The 20,269-nt window shown below is 73.0% G+C and carries 14 protein-coding genes; 6 read left to right on the plus strand and 8 right to left on the minus strand.

All coding sequences use genetic code 11. From position 1 onward, the window contains the following. The first annotated feature begins 38 nt into the window (after positions 1–38). Positions 39–1,823, plus strand: coding sequence for a helix-turn-helix domain-containing protein (locus tag OG906_RS14185; RefSeq protein WP_329443021.1), 1,785 nt, complete (start codon positions 39–41; stop codon positions 1,821–1,823). Positions 1,824–1,905: 82 nt separating this feature from the next. On the opposite strand, the gene sucD is transcribed toward OG906_RS14185, so the two are convergent. From sucD to OG906_RS14210, 5 genes are all read right to left on the minus strand, one after another. Further along, entirely contained in the window at positions 1,906–2,796 is an 891-nt protein-coding gene (sucD, locus tag OG906_RS14190) for a succinate--CoA ligase subunit alpha (RefSeq protein WP_329443023.1), read from the minus strand. A gap of 21 nt (positions 2,797–2,817) precedes the next feature. Continuing rightward, on the minus strand, positions 2,818–3,996 hold the full coding sequence (gene sucC / locus OG906_RS14195) for an ADP-forming succinate--CoA ligase subunit beta (RefSeq protein ID WP_329443025.1): 1,179 nt from the start codon (positions 3,994–3,996) through the stop codon (positions 2,818–2,820). A gap of 365 nt (positions 3,997–4,361) precedes the next feature. Then, a complete protein-coding gene (locus tag OG906_RS14200; protein ID WP_329448023.1) occupies positions 4,362–5,567 on the minus strand; it encodes a VWA domain-containing protein in 1,206 nt (401 codons plus the stop codon). A gap of 110 nt (positions 5,568–5,677) precedes the next feature. After that, on the minus strand, positions 5,678–7,939 hold the full coding sequence (locus OG906_RS14205; RefSeq protein WP_329443026.1) for a DUF5682 family protein: 2,262 nt from the start codon (positions 7,937–7,939) through the stop codon (positions 5,678–5,680). After that, on the minus strand, positions 7,936–9,042 hold the full coding sequence (locus OG906_RS14210) for an ATP-binding protein (protein ID WP_329443028.1): 1,107 nt from the start codon (positions 9,040–9,042) through the stop codon (positions 7,936–7,938). The genes OG906_RS14205 and OG906_RS14210 overlap by 4 nt, the downstream gene beginning before the upstream one ends. A 134-nt stretch (positions 9,043–9,176) precedes the next feature. On the opposite strand from OG906_RS14210, the gene OG906_RS14215 reads away from it, so the two are divergent. Continuing rightward, positions 9,177–10,526, plus strand: coding sequence for an SWIM zinc finger family protein (locus tag OG906_RS14215; RefSeq protein ID WP_329443030.1), 1,350 nt, complete (start codon positions 9,177–9,179; stop codon positions 10,524–10,526). Positions 10,527–10,775: 249 nt separating this feature from the next. Beyond that, on the plus strand, positions 10,776–12,335 hold the full coding sequence (locus OG906_RS14220) for a DUF5691 domain-containing protein (protein WP_329443033.1): 1,560 nt from the start codon (positions 10,776–10,778) through the stop codon (positions 12,333–12,335). Between the two features lie 431 nt (positions 12,336–12,766). On the opposite strand, the gene OG906_RS14225 is transcribed toward OG906_RS14220, so the two are convergent. Further along, positions 12,767–13,171, minus strand: a complete 405-nt coding sequence (locus tag OG906_RS14225) for a cobalamin B12-binding domain-containing protein (RefSeq protein ID WP_267796830.1) — start codon at positions 13,169–13,171, stop codon at positions 12,767–12,769. Between the two features lie 364 nt (positions 13,172–13,535). Here OG906_RS14225 and OG906_RS14230 point away from each other — a divergent pair, with 364 nt between their 5' ends. Together OG906_RS14230 and OG906_RS14235 are read left to right on the plus strand one after the other, a co-directional pair. Beyond that, positions 13,536–14,489, plus strand: a complete 954-nt coding sequence (locus OG906_RS14230) for an esterase/lipase family protein (protein WP_329443035.1) — start codon at positions 13,536–13,538, stop codon at positions 14,487–14,489. A gap of 391 nt (positions 14,490–14,880) precedes the next feature. Then, the gene (locus OG906_RS14235) at positions 14,881–16,512 is read left to right on the plus strand and encodes a peptidoglycan DD-metalloendopeptidase family protein (protein ID WP_329443037.1); all 1,632 of its coding nucleotides are present in this window, start codon (positions 14,881–14,883) and stop codon (positions 16,510–16,512) included. A gap of 106 nt (positions 16,513–16,618) precedes the next feature. On the opposite strand, the gene OG906_RS14240 is transcribed toward OG906_RS14235, so the two are convergent. Together OG906_RS14240 and OG906_RS14245 are read right to left on the minus strand one after the other, a co-directional pair. Beyond that, a complete protein-coding gene (locus tag OG906_RS14240; RefSeq protein ID WP_329443040.1) occupies positions 16,619–19,216 on the minus strand; it encodes an ATP-dependent DNA helicase in 2,598 nt (865 codons plus the stop codon). A gap of 137 nt (positions 19,217–19,353) precedes the next feature. Next, positions 19,354–19,722 (minus strand): ArsR/SmtB family transcription factor, encoded by a 369-nt coding sequence (locus OG906_RS14245; RefSeq protein ID WP_329443042.1) that lies wholly within the window; start codon positions 19,720–19,722, stop codon positions 19,354–19,356. 100 nt (positions 19,723–19,822) lie between these two features. Here OG906_RS14245 and OG906_RS14250 point away from each other — a divergent pair, with 100 nt between their 5' ends. After that, a complete protein-coding gene (locus OG906_RS14250; RefSeq protein ID WP_329443043.1) occupies positions 19,823–20,176 on the plus strand; it encodes a hypothetical protein in 354 nt (117 codons plus the stop codon). Positions 20,177–20,269: the final 93 nt, after the last annotated feature.

The following is a 20,269-nucleotide window of genomic DNA, read 5'->3' on the forward strand; positions in this document are numbered from 1 at the left end:
TTTTTCGCGCAGGACTGCCGGGTCGCGGGGAGTGTGGCATGACACAGGACGTCGAGACGGCCTCCGCCACCGGGGAGACCGACCTCCCCTCCCCCAAGGAGCGCCGCAGGCTGCGTGAGACCGCCGAGCTGACGCACGAGGACCTCGCGTCGGCCCTGGGCGTCACCACGAACACGGCGCGTTCCTGGGAGAACGGCCGTACGGGCCCGCGCGGCCGCAAGCGCGAGGCGTACGCCAAGCTGCTCGCCCACCTCGCCGCCGAGCAGGCCGCGACCGCCGACCCCCCGGCCGAACCGAGCGAGCAGGCCGAGCCGACCGAACAGGCCGAACCTGCGGCTCCCGCGGCGGCGACGGCCGAGCAACCGACGGCCGAGGCCGCGACCACGATCGCCACCGCGACCGCCGGGGGCGCCGCCCCCGCCGCGCCCCCGGAGGCCGGCCCCGGGTCCGACGCGGAAGCGGATACCGAGGCGGGCGCCACGCCCGCATCCGGGGCCGCCCGGCGCATGGCCGGTGCCGTGCGCGCCTTCGCCGCCGGTGGTCAGGGGCGTCCCGCGAACCCCTCGCACCGGCCCAAGGTCGCCGCGAAGCGCGCCGCGAAGCCCCCGGCCTCCTTGGCGCGCCACGAGTCCAAGACCCCGGTGAAATCCGGCTCCGGGGGCGCCGGCCGCGCCGAACCGCCCTCCGCCCCCGCGTCGGGGGGCCGCAACCGTCCCGACGCCCCCACCGAGGACGTCGCGAACCAGGCCGCGGAGCAAGCCGCGAACCAGGCCGTGGACCACGTCGTGGACCAAGCCGCGAACCAGGCCGGGGCCGAGGTCGACGGGACGACGACGGGCCAGGCCACCCCGTACACGACCGGAACCGACAGGCCCGAGCCGGAGACGGCCGGGGCAGGCAAGTCCGAGCCCGACACGGCCGCGGACGATCGGGCCGAGGGCGATCGGGCCGGGGAGGACCGGACCGGGAAGGACCCCGCGGACGAGGAGGCCCCGGCCCCGATCGCGGCCCTCACCCCCGCCCAGGCCTTCGACGCGCTCTACGCGTACGCCGCTCCTGCCCTGGCACGCCAGACGTACCTGCTCACCGGCCGCCGCGCCCTCTCCCTGGAGGCCGTCGAGCGGGCGTTCCAGAACGCCTGGGAGCGCTGGCCCGAGGTCGCCACCGACCCGGATCCGGTCGGCTGGGTGCGCGCGGCCGCGTACGAGCACGCCCTGTCCCCCTGGCAGCGGCTGCGGCGCGCCCACCGCAACCCCGACCAGGCCCCGGCCGAGCCCGCGGACCGGATCCTGATGGACGCGATGCTGGCGCTGCCCCCCACGCACCGGCGCACGGTGCTGCTCTACGACGGTGTCGGCCTCGACCTGCCCGACACGGCCGCCGAGACGGAGGCCAGCACCCCCACCGCCGGCATCCGGTTGCTCCACGCGCACGCCGACCTCGCCGACCGGATCCCCGAGTTGGCGGCCGTACCGGCCGAGCGGCACTCCGCCCTGCTGCGCGAGCGCCTGGGCGCGGTACGCCCGCCCGTACGGCTGGACCCGCGCGAGGCGTCCGTCGTGCGCGTGGCGTGCGAGCGCCGGGCCCGGTTGTGGTCCCGCGCCGCGATCGGCCTGACCGCCGTGATCGCGGTGGCGACGGCGTACACGCTGACGACCGCGCCCACCCGGTACGAGCCCCCGGTCTCCCCCGGCGCGAACGTCTCCGGGGTGCCCCCGCACAGCGGTCCGCAGGCGCTCACCGAGCGGAGCAAGGAACTCCACGACACGCTGCGCTTCCACCCGGCCGCCCGACCCGACCGCCTCGCGCCCACGGTGGGGTGACGGCCGGCGCCGACACGTGAAACGGGCGTGGCCCGCGCCCCGAAGGGTGCGGGCCACGCCCGTACACGCGTACAGCCACTGCCTACTGGGCGGCGTTCAGGATCTCGCGCGCCAGCTTGGCGGTCTCGGTCGGCGTCTTGCCGACCTTCACGCCCGCGGCCTCGAGGGCTTCCTTCTTGGCCTGTGCGGTGCCGGAAGAACCGGAGACGATGGCGCCGGCGTGGCCCATGGTCTTGCCCTCGGGGGCGGTGAAGCCCGCGACGTAACCGACGACCGGCTTGGTGACGTTCTTCGCGATGAAGTCCGCCGCACGCTCCTCGGCGTCGCCGCCGATCTCGCCGATCATGACGATCAGGTCGGTGTCGGGGTCCGCCTCGAACGCCGCGAGGGCGTCGATGTGCGTGGTGCCGATGACCGGGTCGCCACCGATGCCGACGGCGGAGGAGAAGCCGATGTCACGGAGTTCGTACATCATCTGGTAGGTCAGCGTGCCCGACTTGGACACGAGACCGATGCGGCCGGGCTTGGTGATGTCGCCCGGGATGATGCCGGCGTTGGACTGGCCGGGGGTGATCAGACCCGGGCAGTTCGGGCCGATGATCCGCGTGGTGTTGCCCTTGGCGGTCGCGTACGCCCAGAAGGCGGCGGAGTCGTGCACCGCGATGCCCTCGGTGATGACGACGGCCAGCGGGATCTCGGCGTCGATGGCCTCGACGACGGCGGCCTTGGCGAAGGCCGGCGGGACGAAGAGGACGGAGACGTTGGCGCCCGTCTTCTCCATCGCCTCGGCGACGGAGCCGAAGACCGGTACCTCGGTGCCGTCGAAGTCGACGGTGGTGCCGGCCTTGCGCGGGTTCACGCCGCCGACGATGTTGGTGCCGTCAGCCAGCATCAACTTGGTGTGCTTCATGCCCGTGGCACCGGTCATGCCCTGGACGATGACCTTGCTGTCCTTGTTGAGGAAGATAGCCATGTGAGTCTGTGACCTCTGCCCTTACTTCGCAGCCGCGAGCTCGGCGGCCTTGTCGGCCGCGCCGTCCATGGTGTCCACGCGCTGCACCAGCGGGTGGTTGGCGTCCGACAGGATCTTGCGACCCAGCTCGGCGTTGTTGCCGTCGAGGCGGACGACGAGCGGCTTGGTGACCGCCTCGCCCTTGTCCGCCAGCAGCTGGAGTGCCTGGACGATGCCGTTGGCGACCTCGTCACACGCGGTGATGCCACCGAAGACGTTGACGAACACGGACTTGACGTCCGGGTCGCCGAGGATGATCTCCAGGCCGTTGGCCATGACGGCGGCGGAGGCGCCACCACCGATGTCCAGGAAGTTGGCGGGCTTGACGCCGCCGTGGTTCTCGCCGGCGTACGCGACGACGTCGAGGGTGCTCATGACGAGACCCGCGCCGTTGCCGATGATGCCGACCTCGCCGTCGAGCTTCACGTAGTTGAGGTTCTTCGCCTTGGCGGCGGCCTCCAGCGGGTTCGCGGCAGCGTGGTCCACGAACTCCTCGTGACCCGGCTGGCGGAACTCGGCGTTCTCGTCGAGCGAGACCTTGCCGTCGAGCGCGATGACGTCGCCGTTGGCGACCTTCGCGAGCGGGTTGACCTCGACGAGGAGAGCGTCCTCGGCGATGAAGGTGTCCCACAGGGTCACGAGGACCTCGGCGACCTTCTCGGCGACCTCGGCCGGGAACTTCGCCAGCGCGACGATCTCGCGGGCCTTCTCGATGGTCACGCCTTCGTTGGCGTTGACCGGGACCTTCGCGAGGGCCTCGGGGGTCTTCTCCGCGACCTCCTCGATGTCCATGCCGCCCTGCACCGAGGCCATGGCCAGGAAGGTGCGGTTGGTGCGGTCGAGGAGGTACGAGACGTAGTACTCCTCGAGGATCTCGGGAGCGGTCTCGGCGATCATCACCTTGTGGACCGTGTGGCCCTTGATGTCCATCCCGAGGATGTCCGTCGCCCGGGCCACGGCCTCGTCCGGGGTCGCGGCAAGCTTCACGCCGCCGGCCTTGCCTCGGCCACCGACCTTCACCTGCGCCTTGACGACCGACTTGCCGCCCAGCCGCTCGGTGGCCTCGCGCGCCGCCTCAGGCGTGTCGATCACTTCACCGGCCAGCACCGGTACACCGTGCTTGGCGAAGAGGTCCCTCGCCTGGTACTCGAACAGGTCCACGCGCGTCCGTCCCTTGTCTTCAAAGATTCGCAGTGATTCGCGGTTGTCTGCTATCTGCGTGGGCGTGCCGCGGAGGGCAACGTGACGGCGCTGTCACAAGGAAGGCGCACACGGTGACCGTGGACGCGGCATGTCCGTCCCGCAGGTTATCCCCGTGGGCCGTGGGTCCCTAAATCGCAGATCACACCTGAGCGGTGATACCTGTCACAGATCGCCTGACGGTTGAACTGCGCGTTCGTGTGATCTGCCGATGTGCGGACGCGATGGGCCGGGGATGAGCGGGCGGTGTTCGCCGGGGTGGACGGCAGATGGGGCGGACGGTGGACCGCCGGTGTGCCGCCTGACGCCACCGGTGGTCAGGGGCTTCAGGGGATCGGCAGGGGCCGTTTCTCCAGCGCGGCGGCCATCACGTCCGGGAACAGGTCGGGGGTGCAGGCGAAGGCGGGCGCGCCGAGCGCGGCGAGCGCCGCCGCGTGCTGGTGGTCGTAGGCGGGGGCGCCCTCGTCGGACAGCGCCAACAGGGTCACGAACTCCACTCCGGACGCCTTCATGGACGCGACCCGCTTGAGCATCTCGTCGCGGATGCCGCCCTCGTAGAGGTCGCTGATGAGGACGACGACGGTGTCGGCGGGCCGGGTGATCTTGGACTGGCAGTGGGCGAGGGCGCGGTTGATGTCCGTGCCGCCGCCGAGTTGGGTGCCGAAGAGGACGTCCACCGGATCGGTGAGCCGGTCGGTCAGATCCACGACGGAGGTGTCGAAGACGACGAGGCGGGTGGCGATCGAGCGCATCGAGGCGAGCACCGCGCCGAAGACGGAGGCGTAGACGACGGAGGCGGCCATCGAGCCGGACTGGTCGATGCAGAGGATCACCTCCTTCTTCACCGACCGGGCGGCCCGGCCGTATCCGATCAGTCGTTCGGGGACGATCGTGCGGTGCTCGGGAAGGTAGTTCTTGAGGTTGGCGCGGATCGTCCGGTCCCAGTCGATGTCCTGGTGGCGGGGGCGGCTGATCCGCGCCGAACGGTCCAGGGCGCCCGTGAGCGTGGCCCTGGTGCGGGCCGCCAGCCGCTTCTCGAGTTGCTCGACCACCTTGCGGACCACGGCCCGCGCCGTCTCCCGGGTCGTCTCCGGCATCGCCTTGTTCAGGGAGAGGAGGGTGCCGACCAGGTGGACGTCCGGCTCGACGGCCTCCAGCATCTCCGGCTCCATCAGCAGGGACGCCAGACCGAGCCGCTCGATCGCGTCGCGCTGCATCACCTGGACGACGGAGGCGGGGAAGTACGTCCGGATGTCCCCGAGCCAGCGGGCCACCCGGGGCGCCGACCCGCCGAGACCGGCGGACCGCTCACCCTGCGGCCTGCCGTCGCCGGCGCCGCCGGAGCTGCCGTACAGGGCGCCGAGCGCGGCGTCCATCGCGGCGTCCCGCCCGGCGAGGGCGCGGCCGGTCCCGTCGGCCTCGCCCCCGCCGAGCACCAACCGCCAGCGGCGCAGCCGCTCCGCCGTGCCGGTGTCCGTGGTGCCGGTGTCCGTGGTGCCGGTGTCCGTTGCCGTGTTGCCCGTCGCCGTCATGTTCCCCGCCCTCTCCATGCCCCTGTCCCCCACTGCCGTCCCGTCCCCCATGTCCCCGTCCCCTACTGCCGTCCCGTTCCCACCGCCGCCCAACCGTCTCGTCGGCGCCGTCATCCCGCCGGAGCCGCGAGGATCAGCCGGACCAGGTCCGCCGCCGCGTCGGCCCGTATCGGGTCCGGCTCGGCGGCGAAGCCCTCGGGGCCCGCACCGGTCCGGTGCCTCCCGGTCCGGTCTCCGGGGCCGCGGCGGACCAGTTCGCCCAGGGTGCGCTTCACGCCCGACTCGTACGCCCCGAACGTCCGGCGCAGCAGGGGCAGGACGTCGATGAACGCCCCCTCCGGCACCGACACCAGCCAGGCGTCGATCAGGCCCAGCAGCCGGTCGTCGTGGATCAGCAGGGTCCCGCCGCCCGCGCCGCCGCCCGCGAAGCCCTCGATCCAGCCCGCCGCGTCGGCCGGGGCGACCGCCGGCGAGAGCGCCAGCCCCATGAGCCGCGCCGTCTCCTCGGGCGGCAACCGCCCGTCGTCGAGCAGCAGTCGTGTGGCGCGGCCGCGTATCGTCCCGGGCACGCCGTCCCGGCCGGCGAGCGTCCGCAGCACCGCCGCCCAGCGCTCCGGCAGGCCGTCCACCTCCAACAGCGCGATCGCACCGTGCACCCCGTCCACGTGCCCGCGCAGTTCGGCCGCGCCGTCGGCGTCCAGGCCCGCAGCGCAGGCGGGCGGCAGGGCCACGCAGATCCGGTCCGCGAGCCCGGCCGCGACCGTCCCGAGGGCTTTGGCGTCGGTGCCGCGCACGTCCCCGTACCGCAGCGAACGGGCGAGCGCGGGCAGGGCCTCGGCGAGCCGCGCCACGTCGGTGGCGAGCGCCGCCCGGTCGGCGAGGGCCCGCAGCACGGCGGGCAGCGCCTCGGACAGCCCGGCCGACAGGCACCGCTCGGCCAGGGCCGTGACCTCGCCCAACTCCGTTGCCGCGACCGCGTCGGCCTCGACCTTGGCCGTGGCGGCGCCGACGACGGTGGTGCCCCAGATGCCGGCTTCCGCGACCCGCACGGACAGCTCCGGTTCCCAGCGGAGCCGCCAGGTCTCGCGGAAGGTTCCGGTGCTGCCCCGGGAGGCGGTGGGTGTCCCCCAGTCGATCCCGAGCAGCCGCAGCCGGTGCAGCAGCAGGGACTTGGCCGTGTCGGTGTCCTTGCGGAGGTCGAGTTCCAGGTCCCGTTCCTGCGCCTCGACCTTGAGCCGCAGGGCGCGCTGGTGTCGGGTGAGGTCCCGTTGGAGCGGGACGACGGGCGCCGAGTCGGGGACCTCGCCGAGGACGTCCCCGACGACGAGGCGGTCCTCGATCAGCGCGAGGGGGACGTCGGAGCCGTCGCACATCACCGCCCGCACCGCTTCGAGGGTCTCGGTGAGGCCCGGGACGGGGCGTCCCCGCACGACGGCCAGGGTCTCGGCGAGCCGGACCGCCTCGATGACGTGGGCCGGGCCGACCTGCCGGTCCTCGGCCCGCAGCAGCCCGGCGGCTCGGGTCAGCCAGCGTTCGAGGGGCCGGTCCCGGGACTCGAAGAGGTGGGCGTACCAACCGGGTGAGGTGATGCCGGCCCCGTACCCGTCCGCCCGGGCGAGCCGGCGGTGGGTCCAGGGCACCCAGGTGGTCTCCACCTTGACCTTGGGCAGCCCGGTGAGCAGGGCCTTGTCGGCGGCGGCGGTGGCCCTCGCGCGCAGGGCCGGGACGTGCCAGGCGCCGCAGACCACCGCGTAGGCGTCTCCGTACTCCTTGCGGGCGGCGCGCATCCGCTGTCGCATGTGGGCCTCGCGCACCCGGTCGGTCGGGTGTCCGCCGTCCCCGTACGCCTCGCGCAGGGCCCCCATGGCGTCGCCGAGGGCCTCGAAGGTCGCCCGGGGGTCCCGGACGGCTCCGCTGCCCCGGTGCTCGACGACGTCCTCCCACCAGCGTTCGGGGTCGTCGTACCCGGCGGTCTCGGCGAGCACCGCGAGCGGGTCGATGCGTACGGCGTCGGGGTCGGACGCCTGCGGATCCCGGGGGGCGGCGAGCGTGTGCGCGGCGGGCAGGTCGATGAACCGGACGGGGACGTCGCGTTCCTGTGCCCAGCGCAGGGCGACCCACTCCGGGGAGAACCCGGCGAGCGGCCAGAACGCGGCCCTGCCCGGGTCGTCCGCGGCGTGCGCGAGGAGCGCGACCGGCGGTCTCATCCCCGGCTCCGCGGCCAGGGGCAGCAGGGCGTCGCCCTCGGGTGGTCCCTCGATGAGGACCGCGCGCGGGGTCGCGGCGTCGAGCGCGGCCCGCACCGCGCGGGCGGAGCCCGGCCCGTGGTGCCGGACGCCCAACAGCAGGGGCCCCGCGGCCTCGGGACTCATGCGGACACCTCCCGGCAGGCGCGGTAGAAGTCCTTCCAGCCGTCGCGTTCGCGGACGACGGTCTCCAGGTACTCCTGCCAGACGACACGGTCGGCGGCCGGGTCGCGGACGACGGCGCCGAGGATGCCGGCGGCCACGTCGGAGGAGCGCAGGACGCCGTCGCCGAAGTGGGCGGCGAGTGCCAGGCCGCCGGTGACGACGGAGATGGCCTCGGCGGTGGAGAGGGTGCCGCTGGGCGACTTGACCTTGGTGCGGCCGTCGCCGGTGATCCCGTCGCGCAGCTCGCGGAAGACGGTGACGACGCGGCGGATCTCCTCCAGTCCCTCGGGCACGGCCGGCAGGTCGAGGGCGCGGCCCATCTGGTCGACGCGGCGGGCGACGATCTCGACCTCGGCCTCGGCGGTGGCGGGCAGCGGGAGGACGACGGTGTTGAAGCGGCGCCGGAGCGCGCTGGAGAGCTCGTTGACGCCGCGGTCGCGGTCGTTGGCGGTGGCGATGAGGTTGAAGCCGCCCACGGCCTGCACTTCCTGGCCGAGTTCGGGTATCGGCAGCGTCTTCTCGGACAGGACGGTGATCAGGGTGTCCTGGACGTCGGCGGGGATGCGGGTGAGTTCCTCGACGCGGGCGGTCATGCCGTCGGCCATGGCGCGCATGACGGGGCTGGGGACGAGGGCTTCCCTGCTGGGGCCGCGTGCCAGGAGGCGGGCGTAGTTCCAGCCGTACCGGATGGCCTCCTCGGGGGTGCCCGCGGTGCCCTGGACGAGGAGGGTGGAGTCGCCGCTGACGGCGGCGGCGAGGTGTTCGGACATCCAGGTCTTGGCGGTGCCGGGGACCCCGAGGAGGAGCAGGGCCCGGTCGGTGGCGAGCGTGGTGACGGCGACCTCGACGATGCGCCGGGGTCCGACGTACTTGGGTGTGACGACCGTGCCGTCGGGCAGTTCCCCGCCGAGGAGGTACGTCGCGACGGCCCACGGGGACAGCTTCCAGCGGCTCGGTCGGGGCCGGTCGTCGGCTGCGGCCAAGGCTTTCAGTTCGTGCGCGAAGGCGTCTTCGGCGTGCGGGCGCAGCACGTCGGTACCGGTGCCGTTCTCGGGCATGGTCATGGTCCCCCTCCAATGCTCGGCAGCCGCGTCGGACTGCTGTGACCACGGTGCACCACACCACTGACAACGGCCTTCACGAAGACGGTTGTTGCAGGTCAGGGCGATTGTCAGTGGGGGTCTCTACGGTGGGACACATGACTGAGCAGGAGGTCCGCTGGACGGCGGAACAGGTACTGGCTCTGGCTCCTGACGACGTGTCGAGAAAGGCGGGGGGAAGGCTGGGAGAGGCGGGTCCGTGGTCGCAGATCGGAGGTTCCGCTTCCGGTTCTCTGTGGGGGTTGTGCAAGGGCAGCGGCAGTCGGCCGTACCGGACGGTCGTGGATCTGACGGGACCCGCGTACAAGTGCTCGTGTCCGAGCCGGAAGTTCCCGTGCAAGCACGCTCTGGGACTGCTGCTGCTCTGGGCCGCGGAAGGGGTGGGGGACCCGGCGCCGGCGCCGGCGCCGGACTGGGCGCAGGAGTGGTTGACCGGGCGGGCGGAGAAGGCCGCGCGGCCGTCCGCCGGGACGGCCGGACCGGTGGACGAGGAGGGGGCGCGCCGGCGGGCCGAACGGAGGGCGGCCCGGGTGGGCGCGGGTGTCGTCGAGTTGGAGCGGCGGCTCGGCGATCTGGTGCACGGCGGTCTGGCCGGGCAGGAACAGGCGGGGTACGCGGGCTGGGAGGAGACCGCGGCACGGATGGTCGACGCGCAGGCGCCCGGACTGGCCGCGCGGGTACGGGAGTTGGGGACAATACCCGGTTGCGGCCCCGGCTGGCCCGCCCGGATGCTTGAGGAGTTCGCGCTGCTGCACCTGCTGAACAAGGCCTGGTTGGGGGTGTCCGGGCTGCCGGAGCAGTTGGCCGCGACGACGAGGAGCCGGGTCGGCGTGCCGGTGTCCGCGGAGGGCGAGGTCGTACGGGATCGCTGGCTCGTGCTGGCCCAGTACGACTCGGTTTCCCCGGACGGGCGGCTCACCACCCGCCGGATCTGGATGCGGGGGCAGGAGAGCGGTCGTCCGGCGCTGGTGTTGGACTTCGGTCCGCCGGGGCGGCCTCCGGGGTTGGCGTTGCCGATCGGACTGGTGTGGGAGGCGGAGGCTCGCTTCCGCCCGGGTTCCGCGGGGTTGCGGGTCGACCTCGGGGAGCGTCTCTCGGCGGCGACGCCGGGCGCCGGGGCGCCGGCCGGGATCGGTACGGCGGCCGCGCTGGAGGCGTACGGGACAGCTCTGCGGGAGGATCCCTGGCTGGAGTCCTGGCCGGTGGTGCTGGGCCCGGTGGTGCCGATACCGGGTGAGGCGGGCTGGCAACTGGCGGACTCGGAGGGGACGTCCGCCCTGCCGGTGCCCCTGTCGGGGTCGGGCAGCGGGTCCCGGGCGGGCCTGTGGCGGTTGGCCGCGCTGTCGGGCGGGGGCCCGGTGACGGTGTTCGGCGAGGTCGGCCATCGCGGGTTCACGCCCCTGACGGCCTGGCAGCCGGGATCGGCCGAGCCGATACCACTGGTCTGACCGGGCCGGGGGGCCCGGGTCGGACCGGCGGGAAGAGCAGGAGGCGACCGACGCGGGGGAGCGTCGGCGCCGGGGAGGGAACGGCGGCGCGGGGGCGCCGCCGTGTGTGAACGAGAAAGCCGGGGGGCTTTGATGGACGACAACCACGCCAGCTGAAGCATGATTTGACGCGACAAATCCACATACTGCTCCGGTCCCGTGGAGGGGGCGGGACCGGAGCACGGGGACATTCACGAGGGAGGGGGTCGCATGGACACGGCATACGAGGACTGGGACGAGCTGGTCGGCTCCGCGCTGCTGGGCACGGGTCGGCGCCGGGGCGGCTCGCCGGAGGCCCTGTTGGACGCGGCGGCCGTGCAGACGGTACGGCGCCGGGCCGGGCTGCGGCCGGCCGAGGCGGCGCCGAGACCGGAGCCGGCGGTGCACGATCCGCGGCCCGAGCCGCCGGACGCGGCCCGCCGGCGGCTCGCGCAGCTGTTGGCCGGCCGGACCGCGGCGGGCGGATCCGCCGGGCGGCGGGGGGCCGCCCCGGACCTGACGGAGTTGCTGCCGCAATGGTTGGCGGCGGCCGGGCGCCACGGCTACCGCGCGCCGGCGGCGCTCGTACCGGCATTGCTGGACGCGGCCCGGGCCCGGACCGATCTACGGCCACCGGCCCTGGCCCTCGCCGGCGCGCGGGGCCTGTGGCTGGCCCGGCTGAATCCGGACTGGCGGTTCGCGCTGCGGGGCGCGGCGGGGGGCGCCGGCGAGCTGCCCGACGCGACGGATCGAGCCGGCGTGGAACTCCTCTGGGAAGAGGGCCTGTTCGCCGAGCGGGTGGCCCTGTTGGGCGCCGTACGGGCTCATGAGCCGGCGGCGGCGACCCGGCTGCTGTCGACCACCTGGGCCACCGAGCGGGCCGAGGACCGGCTGATGTTCCTCGATTCGCTGCGGGTGGGGCTGTCGCCGGCGGACGAGGCGTTCCTGGAGTCGGCCCTGGGTGATCGGAGCCGCAACGTCCGGGCGACGGCGGCCGAGCTGCTGTCCGCGCTGACGGGTTCGGCGCTGGCCGGCCGGATGGCGCGGCGGGCACTGGCCTGCGTGGGGCCCGAGGGGGTGCAACCACCGGCCGACTGCGACGCGGGCATGCTCCGGGACGGGGTGGTGAGACGACCGCCGGCCGGACGCGGGGAGCGGGCCTGGTGGCTGGGGCAACTCGTGGAGGCCGCGCCGCTGTCCTGTTGGCGGGAGCGGTTCGGGGGGTTGACGCCGGCGCGGATCGTGGCCTTGCCGGTCGCCGAGGGCTGGGCGGAGGAACTGCACGCGGCCTGGTGCCGGGCGGCCGTGCGCCAGCGTGACCCCGCGTGGTCGAAGGCCCTGCTCGGTTCGGCCTCCGCGCCACCTGCGGCGGGCCCGGGTACGGCGTCACTGGCGGAGCGGGCGAAGCTGCTGTCGATCCTGCCCGACGGGGAACGGGCCGCGTGGGTAGCGGAGTTCGTCCGGGCCCACGGGTTGTCGGAGGCGTTCCAGCTGCTGGGGGTCTGCGTGGTGCCGTGGGCGGGGACGCTGGGGCGGGCGGTGGTCGACGCGTTGGACACCGCACGGGAGGCCGGGAGCTATCCGTGGAGCTTCAGCGGGGTGATGGGTCTGGCCGAGCGCTGCCTGGATCCTGCGGAAGCGGGTCGGCTGGAGGCGCTCACCTCGGCGTCACAGGACCCGCCCGACGCGTCGCCGGGAGCCGCCGCCTACTGGGCGGAGGCCTTCCAGCGCCTGGTCGCCACCTTGCGCGTACGCGCGACCATGCTCGCGGAACTCACCCCGCCCGACTGACTCTCCGGGCCCTCGCCGCCCGGCTCTTGGTGACGGCGGAGCGACACGGGTCAGGCGAAGCCCCCGCCGGCCGATCCGCATTCCCTGGCCGGTCGGCGGGCCTGGCGGTCGCCGGCCGGGCAGGATCCGGCGCCTTCGGAGCGCAGTCGACCGGGCCGCTCCCCCGAGGTCGTGCCCACCCGGGAGCCGCAGGGCCCGCTCCCCCGGTCGCACCGGCCGGGGCCGCGGGACCCACGAGGTCCGGCGCCGTGCCGGGCAAGGCGGAGGGGTGCGCCGCGCACGGAACGTACGCGGCGCACCGGGAGACGTGCACGGGCAGTCGGCAGCGCGCCGTCAGGCGCGGTGCCGGGCCCGGCACCACCCGAGTGACCCGGCACCACCCGAGTGACCCGGCACCACCCGAGTGACCCGGCGGACGCCGAAAGGGCCGCCTAGGCCTGGCGTACGTTGCCGTTGACCCAGTCCACGATCGCCGTCGTGGTGGCGCCGGGGGTGAAGATCTCGGCGACGCCCTTCGCCTTGAGGGGGGCGATGTCGTCCTCCGGGATGATCCCGCCGCCGAAGACCTTGATGTCTTCCGCGTCGCGCTCCTTGAGGAGCTCCAGCACGCGCGCGAACAGCGTGTTGTGCGCGCCCGAGAGGATCGACAGGCCGATCGCGTCGGCGTCTTCCTGGATCGCGGTGTCGACGATCTGCTCGGGGGTTTGGTGGAGGCCCGTGTAGATGACCTCCATGCCCGCGTCCCGCAGCGCACGCGCGATCACCTTGGCGCCGCGGTCGTGGCCGTCGAGACCCGGCTTGGCCACCACCACACGGATCGGACCGGTCACACCCATCGCACTGCCTCCCGAGTGAACGAACGTTAAGTACAGCATCGCGCACGCCGCCGTTTCGCGGTCAACCAGGAGGGGGAAATCACACGTGGGACGCCATTGATTCACCGCACCGAGTCGCCCCGCCACCGCGCCGTCAGCCGCCCGGCGCGGCGGTGGGGCCACCTCGGCATCACGGCCGCGTACCCAGCCACCCACCCAAAAGGCCCAGGGGAGGCCGTTCATGGGGCTGTCGAGCACGCCGCCGTCCCTCCCACTTCCCGGGCCGAGGCCGGTGACGATTCCCGTCCCGCATCCCGCTCCGAGGCCCGTCCCGCATCCCGTCCCGAGGCCCGTCGCGAGCACCCTCGCGGGGTCCGCGCCGGACGTGGTCCCGGAATCCGCTCCGAACCGCCCGTCCGCGCCGACCCCGTCCCCACCCACGCCCCCACCCCTGTCGTCATTCCTGTCCTTACCCCTGTCCCTGATCGCCTCCGGGGCCGCCCTGCGCGCTGCCGCGCTGGAGGCCGTGGTGTTCACGGGGCACCTGCTGCTGTATCCCACCGGGGTGCGGGAGGAGCGTCCGGCCGCCGGGCCGGCCGCCGGGGCCTGCGGGCAGCGCCCTCCCGTCCTGCTGCTGCACGGCTTCAACGACAACCGATCGATCTTCGTCCTGCTGCGGCGCGCCCTCGGGGCGGACGGCCTGCGGCGCGTGGAGACGTACAACTACTCCCCCTTCACCCGGGATCTGCGGGCCACCGCCCGCCATCTCGCCCGTCGGGTCGAGGACCTGTGCGAGCGCAGCGGGCAGGAGCGCGTGGACCTCGTGGGGCACAGCCTCGGTGGGCTGGTCGCGCGGTACTACGTCCAGCGGCTCGGCGGTGACGCCCGGGTGCGGACACTCGTCACGTTGGGCACCCCGCACGCCGGCACCCGCGTGGCCCCCTTCATGGACGCGCACCCGCTGGTCCGCCAGATGCGACCCGACTCCGAAGTGATGGTCGAACTGGCCGCGCCCTCGCCCGGCTGCCGGACCCGGTGCGTGGCGTTCTGGAGCGAGTTCGACGCGATCATGGCGCCGACCGGGACCGCCCGTATCGAGCACCCGGACCTCGACGCGGAGAACGTGCTGGTCACCGGCATCGGACACCTGGCCCTCGCGGTCCACCCCGCGGTGATCGCCGCGGTGCGTCGAGCCCTCGACGACCTCACCACCGCCCACGCGCGAGCCCACACGCGAGCCGACGATCGAGCCGGCGACCGAACCGGCGACCGAACCACCGACCGCGCGGCCGATCGGGCCGCCGACTCGGGACCCGAGGGTCGGGGCCTGGCCGTCTGAAACTCCGGCGAACAAGGTCACGACACACCGGGATCCGGGACGAAACCGGCGGACCGTGAGCACCAACCGCCGGAACCGGTAAGTCCGCTCTGACGCACGGTGACGGCGGGCGTCTCGATCCTCGCGGCGCCCGCCCCACCGGGCGGTTTCGCCGAGGCGGACGACTTGCACATTCCGCCCTTGGAGTCGAACACATTTCGAACTCAAGGCCAAGGCTGCGTCTTTGTGCGACCGAAAGGCGGCCGAATGCCCGGTTCCCGCGATACCGACCTCCGCCGAAGATTGTCGTTGCCTGTGACCGACGGGTACAGTCACGCCACTGCTCTCCTCCGGTGAATCTCGAGTTCACCGGCCACCCAGGCCCCCCACTGCCGAGGCGAAAGAGAAGTTGGTGAACGACCGCCCCCCGTCGGGCCAGTACCCCGAAACCGGGTACGACGGCCTTTCCACCACCAATTTCGCTGGTGACCAGGCCTACGTTTCCTACGAAACGCAGGGCCAGGGCTACAACTACGGTGTATCCGGCACCTACGACGCCTACGGCTCGTACGAGTCCACCGGTACGTACGACGCCACCGCCTGGGCCTCGCAGGAGAGTTACCTGTCGACCGTCCCCCCCCAGGGCGCCCCCGAGGACACGACCGGGCAGTGGGACGCGAGCGCCTGGAACTCCGCCGGCTCCGACTCCCAACCGCCGTCCCTCGGTTACGAGTCCGGCGGCGCGGAGCAGACCGGCCAGTGGTCCACTTTCACCGGTTACCCCCAGGACACCGGCGCGTACGACGCCACCGCGTGGAACGGCGGGGCCGCCACGAACGACCTCACCGGCGCGACGACGGTCACCGCGAGTGTCCAGGACTACCCGTCGCAGCCCGACGGCGGATACGCGTACGCGTACGGCTACGACACCACGCAGGCCGCCCCCGCCGACTCCCTTTCGTACGAGGCCTCCTACGAGCCCGCGTACGAGGCGACGACCGTCGTCCCGATCACCGTCGCCGATCCCTACCCGAGCGCCGATCCTTACCCGAGCGCCGATCCGTACGCGAACGACGAGCGGCACGCGAACAGCGATCTGCACGCCGCCGAGACCGCCGTCTTCGAGGCCGTCACCGACGCGCTCCCGGACGACGAGCCGCAACCGCGGGGCGCCGTGCACGACATGCCCACCCAGGCCATGCCCGTGACCCCCCGCGCGGAGAACGAACCGCGGCCCACGCGCCGCGCCGGCGCTCCCGCCAAGGGCGCGGTCAAGAGTTCCGCGAGGGCGGGCGGCAGCAGTCGGCGGCGCACTCCGGCGAAGCGTTCCGCCCTGTTGACGGTGGCCGTTCCCTCCGCCTGCGTGATGGGCGTCGCGGGAGTCGCGGCCGCCTCCGTCGGCGGACTCACCGGCGGTGCGGAGAAGCCCGCCGAGGAACCCGTCACGATGGCGGCGCCCGACCCGGCCTCGGTGAAGCCGGTCGCCGCGAACAACAAGCTCGACACGCAGTTGGCGGCGCTCAGCGCCGACGCGGGCGACTTCGCCGACCGGGCGAGCCGCGCCCAGGAGCGCATCGACCTTCGCGAACGCCAGTTGGAAGAGAAGAAGAAGCGCGCCGAGGAGGCCGCGGCCAAGGAGGCCGCCCGCCCCAAGTTCGCCGTCCCGGTCGCCCAGCACGGGTTGAGCGCCGGCTTCGGCCAGGCCGGCGGCATGTGGATGTCGGTGCACACCGGCATCGACTTCCCGGTCTCGTACGGCACTCCGGTCATGGCCGCCACCGACGGCACCGTGCGCACCCAGTTCAACAGCGCCTACGGGAACATGGCCATATTGACCTCGCCCGACGGCACCGAGACCTGGTACTGCCACCTCAGCAGCACCAAGATCCGGTCCGGCAAGGTCAAGGCCGGTGAGGTGATCGCCTACTCCGGCAACTCCGGCAACTCCACCGGCCCGCACCTGCACTTCGAGGTCAGGCCCGGCGGCGGCTCCCCGATCGACCCCCAGGCGTGGCTGCGCAGCCACGGCCTGGACCCGAGCTGAGCGAGCCCCCTCCCACCCGGCGAGCGGCCCCCGTCCACAGGCCGCCCCGCCGCGCGCCGTCCGGCGCAGGCCGCCCCCTCGCAGGCGACCGCCCCCGCCGTCCGCGCTAGAGCTTCTGTACCGGCGCGTACCGCAGCAGCAGCCGCTTCGGCTTGTCGTCCCCGAAGTCGATGGTGGCCTGGGCGTCCGCGCCGGCGCCCTTGACCTCCATGACCGTGCCCAGACCGAACTGGTCGTGCGTGACCCGGTCCCCGACCACCAGCGTGATGACGGGCTTGTCGGAGGCGCGCCGCGTGGCGAACCCCGAGGGGCCCGACTTGGTGCGCGACGAGGACAGGAACGACTCCGGCGAGGTCCCGAACGAGCTCCTGGAACCGGAGCCGCCCGAGGAGCCCGAGCCGTAGCCCGAACTGCGCATCGGTCCGGCCGGCTTCTGGGTCGCGCCCGTGCGCTTCCACTGGAGGTACTCGGTCGGGATCTCCTCCAGGAAGCGTGACGGCGGGTTGTACGAGGGCGTGCCCCAGGCGCTGCGCATCGAGGAACGCGTCAGGTAGAGCCGCTCGCGCGCCCGCGTGATGCCGACGTACGCGAGGCGTCGCTCCTCCTCCAGTTCCTTGGTCTGTCCCAGCGCGCGCATGTGCGGGAAGACCCCGTCCTCCATGCCGGTCAGGAAGACCACCGGGAACTCCAGGCCCTTGGCGGTGTGCAGGGTCATCAGGGTGATGACACCGCTGCCGTCGGTGTCCTCGTCGGGGATCTGGTCGGAGTCCGCGACGAGCGCGACCTGCTCCAGGAACTCCGCCAGCGTGCCGGGACCCGGACCGGCCGCGGGGGCGTCGGCATCAGCGTCGGCACCGCCCTCGCCCTCGCCCTCGCCCTCGGTACCGGCGTCGGCGTCGGCGTCGGCCGTCGGGGTCTGCGGGCCGGCCGCGCGCGCCTGCTCGAACTCCAGCGCCACCGCCGCGAGTTCCTGGAGGTTCTCGATCCGCGTCTCGTCCTGCGGGTCGGTCGAGGCCTGGAGCTCCGCGAGGTAGCCCGTCCGCTCCAGCACCGCTTCCAGCACCACCGCCGGACCCGCGCCCGACTCCACGATGGTCCGCAGTTCCTCCATCAGCACGTTGAACCGCTTCACGGCGTTGGTCGAGCGCGCGGCCATGCCGAAGGCCTCGTCCACGCGCCGCAGCGCCTGCGGGAACGTGATCTTCTCGCGCATCGCGAGGGCGTCGATCATCGCCTCGGCCCGCTCGCCGATGCCCCGCTTGGGTACGTTCAGGATGCGGCGCAGGGGGACGTTGTCCTCCGGGTTCGCCAGCACGCGCAGGTACGCGAGGACGTCGCGGACCTCCTTGCGCTCGTAGAAGCGGACACCGCCGACGACCTTGTAGGGCAGGCCGACGCGGATGAAGATCTCCTCGAAGACGCGGGACTGCGCGTTCGTGCGGTAGAAGATCGCGACGTCGCCCGCCTTGGCGTCGCCGGCGTCGGTCAGCCGGTCGATCTCGTCGGCGACGAACTGCGCCTCGTCGTGCTCGGTGTCCGAGACGTAGCCGGTGATGACCGCGCCGGTGCCGGCCTCGGTCCACAGGTTCTTCGCCCGGCGGTTCTCGTTGCGCTCGATGACGGCGTTGGCGGCGGACAGGATGGTCTGCGTGGAGCGGTAGTTCTGCTCCAGCAGGATCGTCGTCGCGTCCGCGTAGTCCTCCTCGAACTGGAGGATGTTGCGGATGGTCGCGCCGCGGAAGGCGTAGATCGACTGGTCGGCGTCGCCCACCACGCACAGTTCGGCGGGCGGCAGGTCCGGGTAGCCGGTGCCGACCAGCTCGCGCACCAGGGTGTACTGGGCGTGGTTGGTGTCCTGGTACTCGTCGACGAGGACGTGCCGGAAGCGGCGCCGGTAGTGCTCGGCGACCTCCGGGAACGCCTGGAGCAGGTGCACCGTGGTCATGATGATGTCGTCGAAGTCGAGGGCGTTGGCCTCGCGCAGCCGTCCCTGGTACATCGCGTACGCCTGGGCCAGCGTCTTCTCGAAACCGTCCGCCGCCTGGCCCGCGAACGCGTCCTCGTCGATGAGCTCGTTCTTGAGGTTCGAGATCTTGGCGTTGAAGGACTTCGGCGGGAACTTCTTCGGGTCCAGGTCCAGGTCGCGGCAGACGAGCGCCATCAGGCGCTTCGAGTCGGCCGCGTCGTAGATCGAGAACGAGGAGGTGAAGCCGAGGCGCTTCGACTCGCGGCGCAGGATGCGCACGCACGCGCTGTGGAACGTCGAGACCCACATGGCGTTCGCGCGCGGGCCCACCAGGCCCTCGACGCGTTCCTTCATCTCGCCGGCGGCCTTGTTGGTGAAGGTGATCGCCAGGATCTGCCCCGGGTGGACCCCGCGCGCGGCCAGCAGGTGGCCGATGCGGTGGGTCAGTACCCGGGTCTTGCCGGAGCCGGCGCCGGCCACGATGAGCAGCGGGGAACCCGCGTGGACCACGGCGGCGCGCTGCTCGGTGTTGAGCCCGTCCAGGAGCGCCGCCGGGTCGATGACGGGTTTGGGCGCCCCGTCGCGGTAGTGGGAGTCCCCGCTCATGGGTACGTCGAACCGGCCGCCGAAGAGGTCGTCCGCGCCCGCTTCCGGGGCGGCGTGATCCTCGGGCGGCGGCTGGACCTCGTCGGAGGGGGAGAGGTCCGCCAGGAAACTGTCGTCAAAGAGGCTGCTCATCGCCTTCCGAGTTTAGGGGGCCGGACCGACAGCCGGTCCCGGCCCCGAAAAATCGGCGGCATATGCCCGTATCCGGGCCGCCCGCACCGGCCCGCCCATGCCCTGCCGGCCCGGCTCCGGGGCCCTTCCGGGGCGGGTCAGCCCAGTACCAGCGCCAGCAGGCCGGGGAAGCGCAGCTCCAGGTCCTCGCGCCGCAGGGCCAGGTAGAGCCGGCGTCCGGCGGGGCGGCGGGTGATCACTCCGCTCTCGTACAGCGTCTTGAGGTGGTGCGTGACGCTGGAGCGCGGCAGGTCGGGGACCACCTCGCCGCAGAACGCCTCCGCGCCGGAGGCGAGCCTGCGCACGATCTCCAGCCGGACGGGGTGACCGAGCGCCGCGAGGACCTCGACGAGTTCCAGCCGGTCGCCTTCCGGTCGGTCGACCTCCGGCCGGTCGGCGTCGGGGTGGGCGACGGGCGGTCGGACGGCGTCGGGGTGGGGTGGTTCAGCGGCGGGAGTGGCGGCCATGTCCTCACTCTACGCAGGCCCGGACGGGCCTCGCCGGGCCGTGCGGCGCCCTGTCGACCTGCCGGATTCGGCTCGGGGGGCGCCCCGTACGCTCGACGGCATGGACGTACTGATCAAGGTCTTCGTCGGCCTGCACATCATCGGGATCGCCTCGCTCCTCGGCGGGTTCCTCACCCAGATGAAGGCCATGGCAGCGGGCACCGCCCGCTTCGTCCCGGCGATGCTGCACGGCGCGCTGACCATGCTCGTGACCGGTGTGCTGCTGGTCGGCTTCCGGGAGATGGACGGCGGCACGATCAACCAGGTGAAGACAGGCGTGAAGCTCGCCGTCCTCTTCGTGATCCTGGCGCTGGTCTACGTGAAGCGGGACGAGGAGCGGGTGGACAAGGCCCTCTTCGGCGCGGTCGGCGGACTGACCATCGCCAATATCTTTATCGCCCTGCTCTGGCACTGACCGGTCAACTGCGGTCGATTCGGGTCATCTCGTCATCGGCCCGTTACCTTCAGGTTTAACGTCCTCCCCCAAGACCAACGGAAGGACGTGACG

Origin of the sequence: Streptomyces sp. NBC_01426, assembly GCF_036231985.1 — a bacterium.
Taxonomy (GTDB): domain Bacteria; phylum Actinomycetota; class Actinomycetes; order Streptomycetales; family Streptomycetaceae; genus Streptomyces.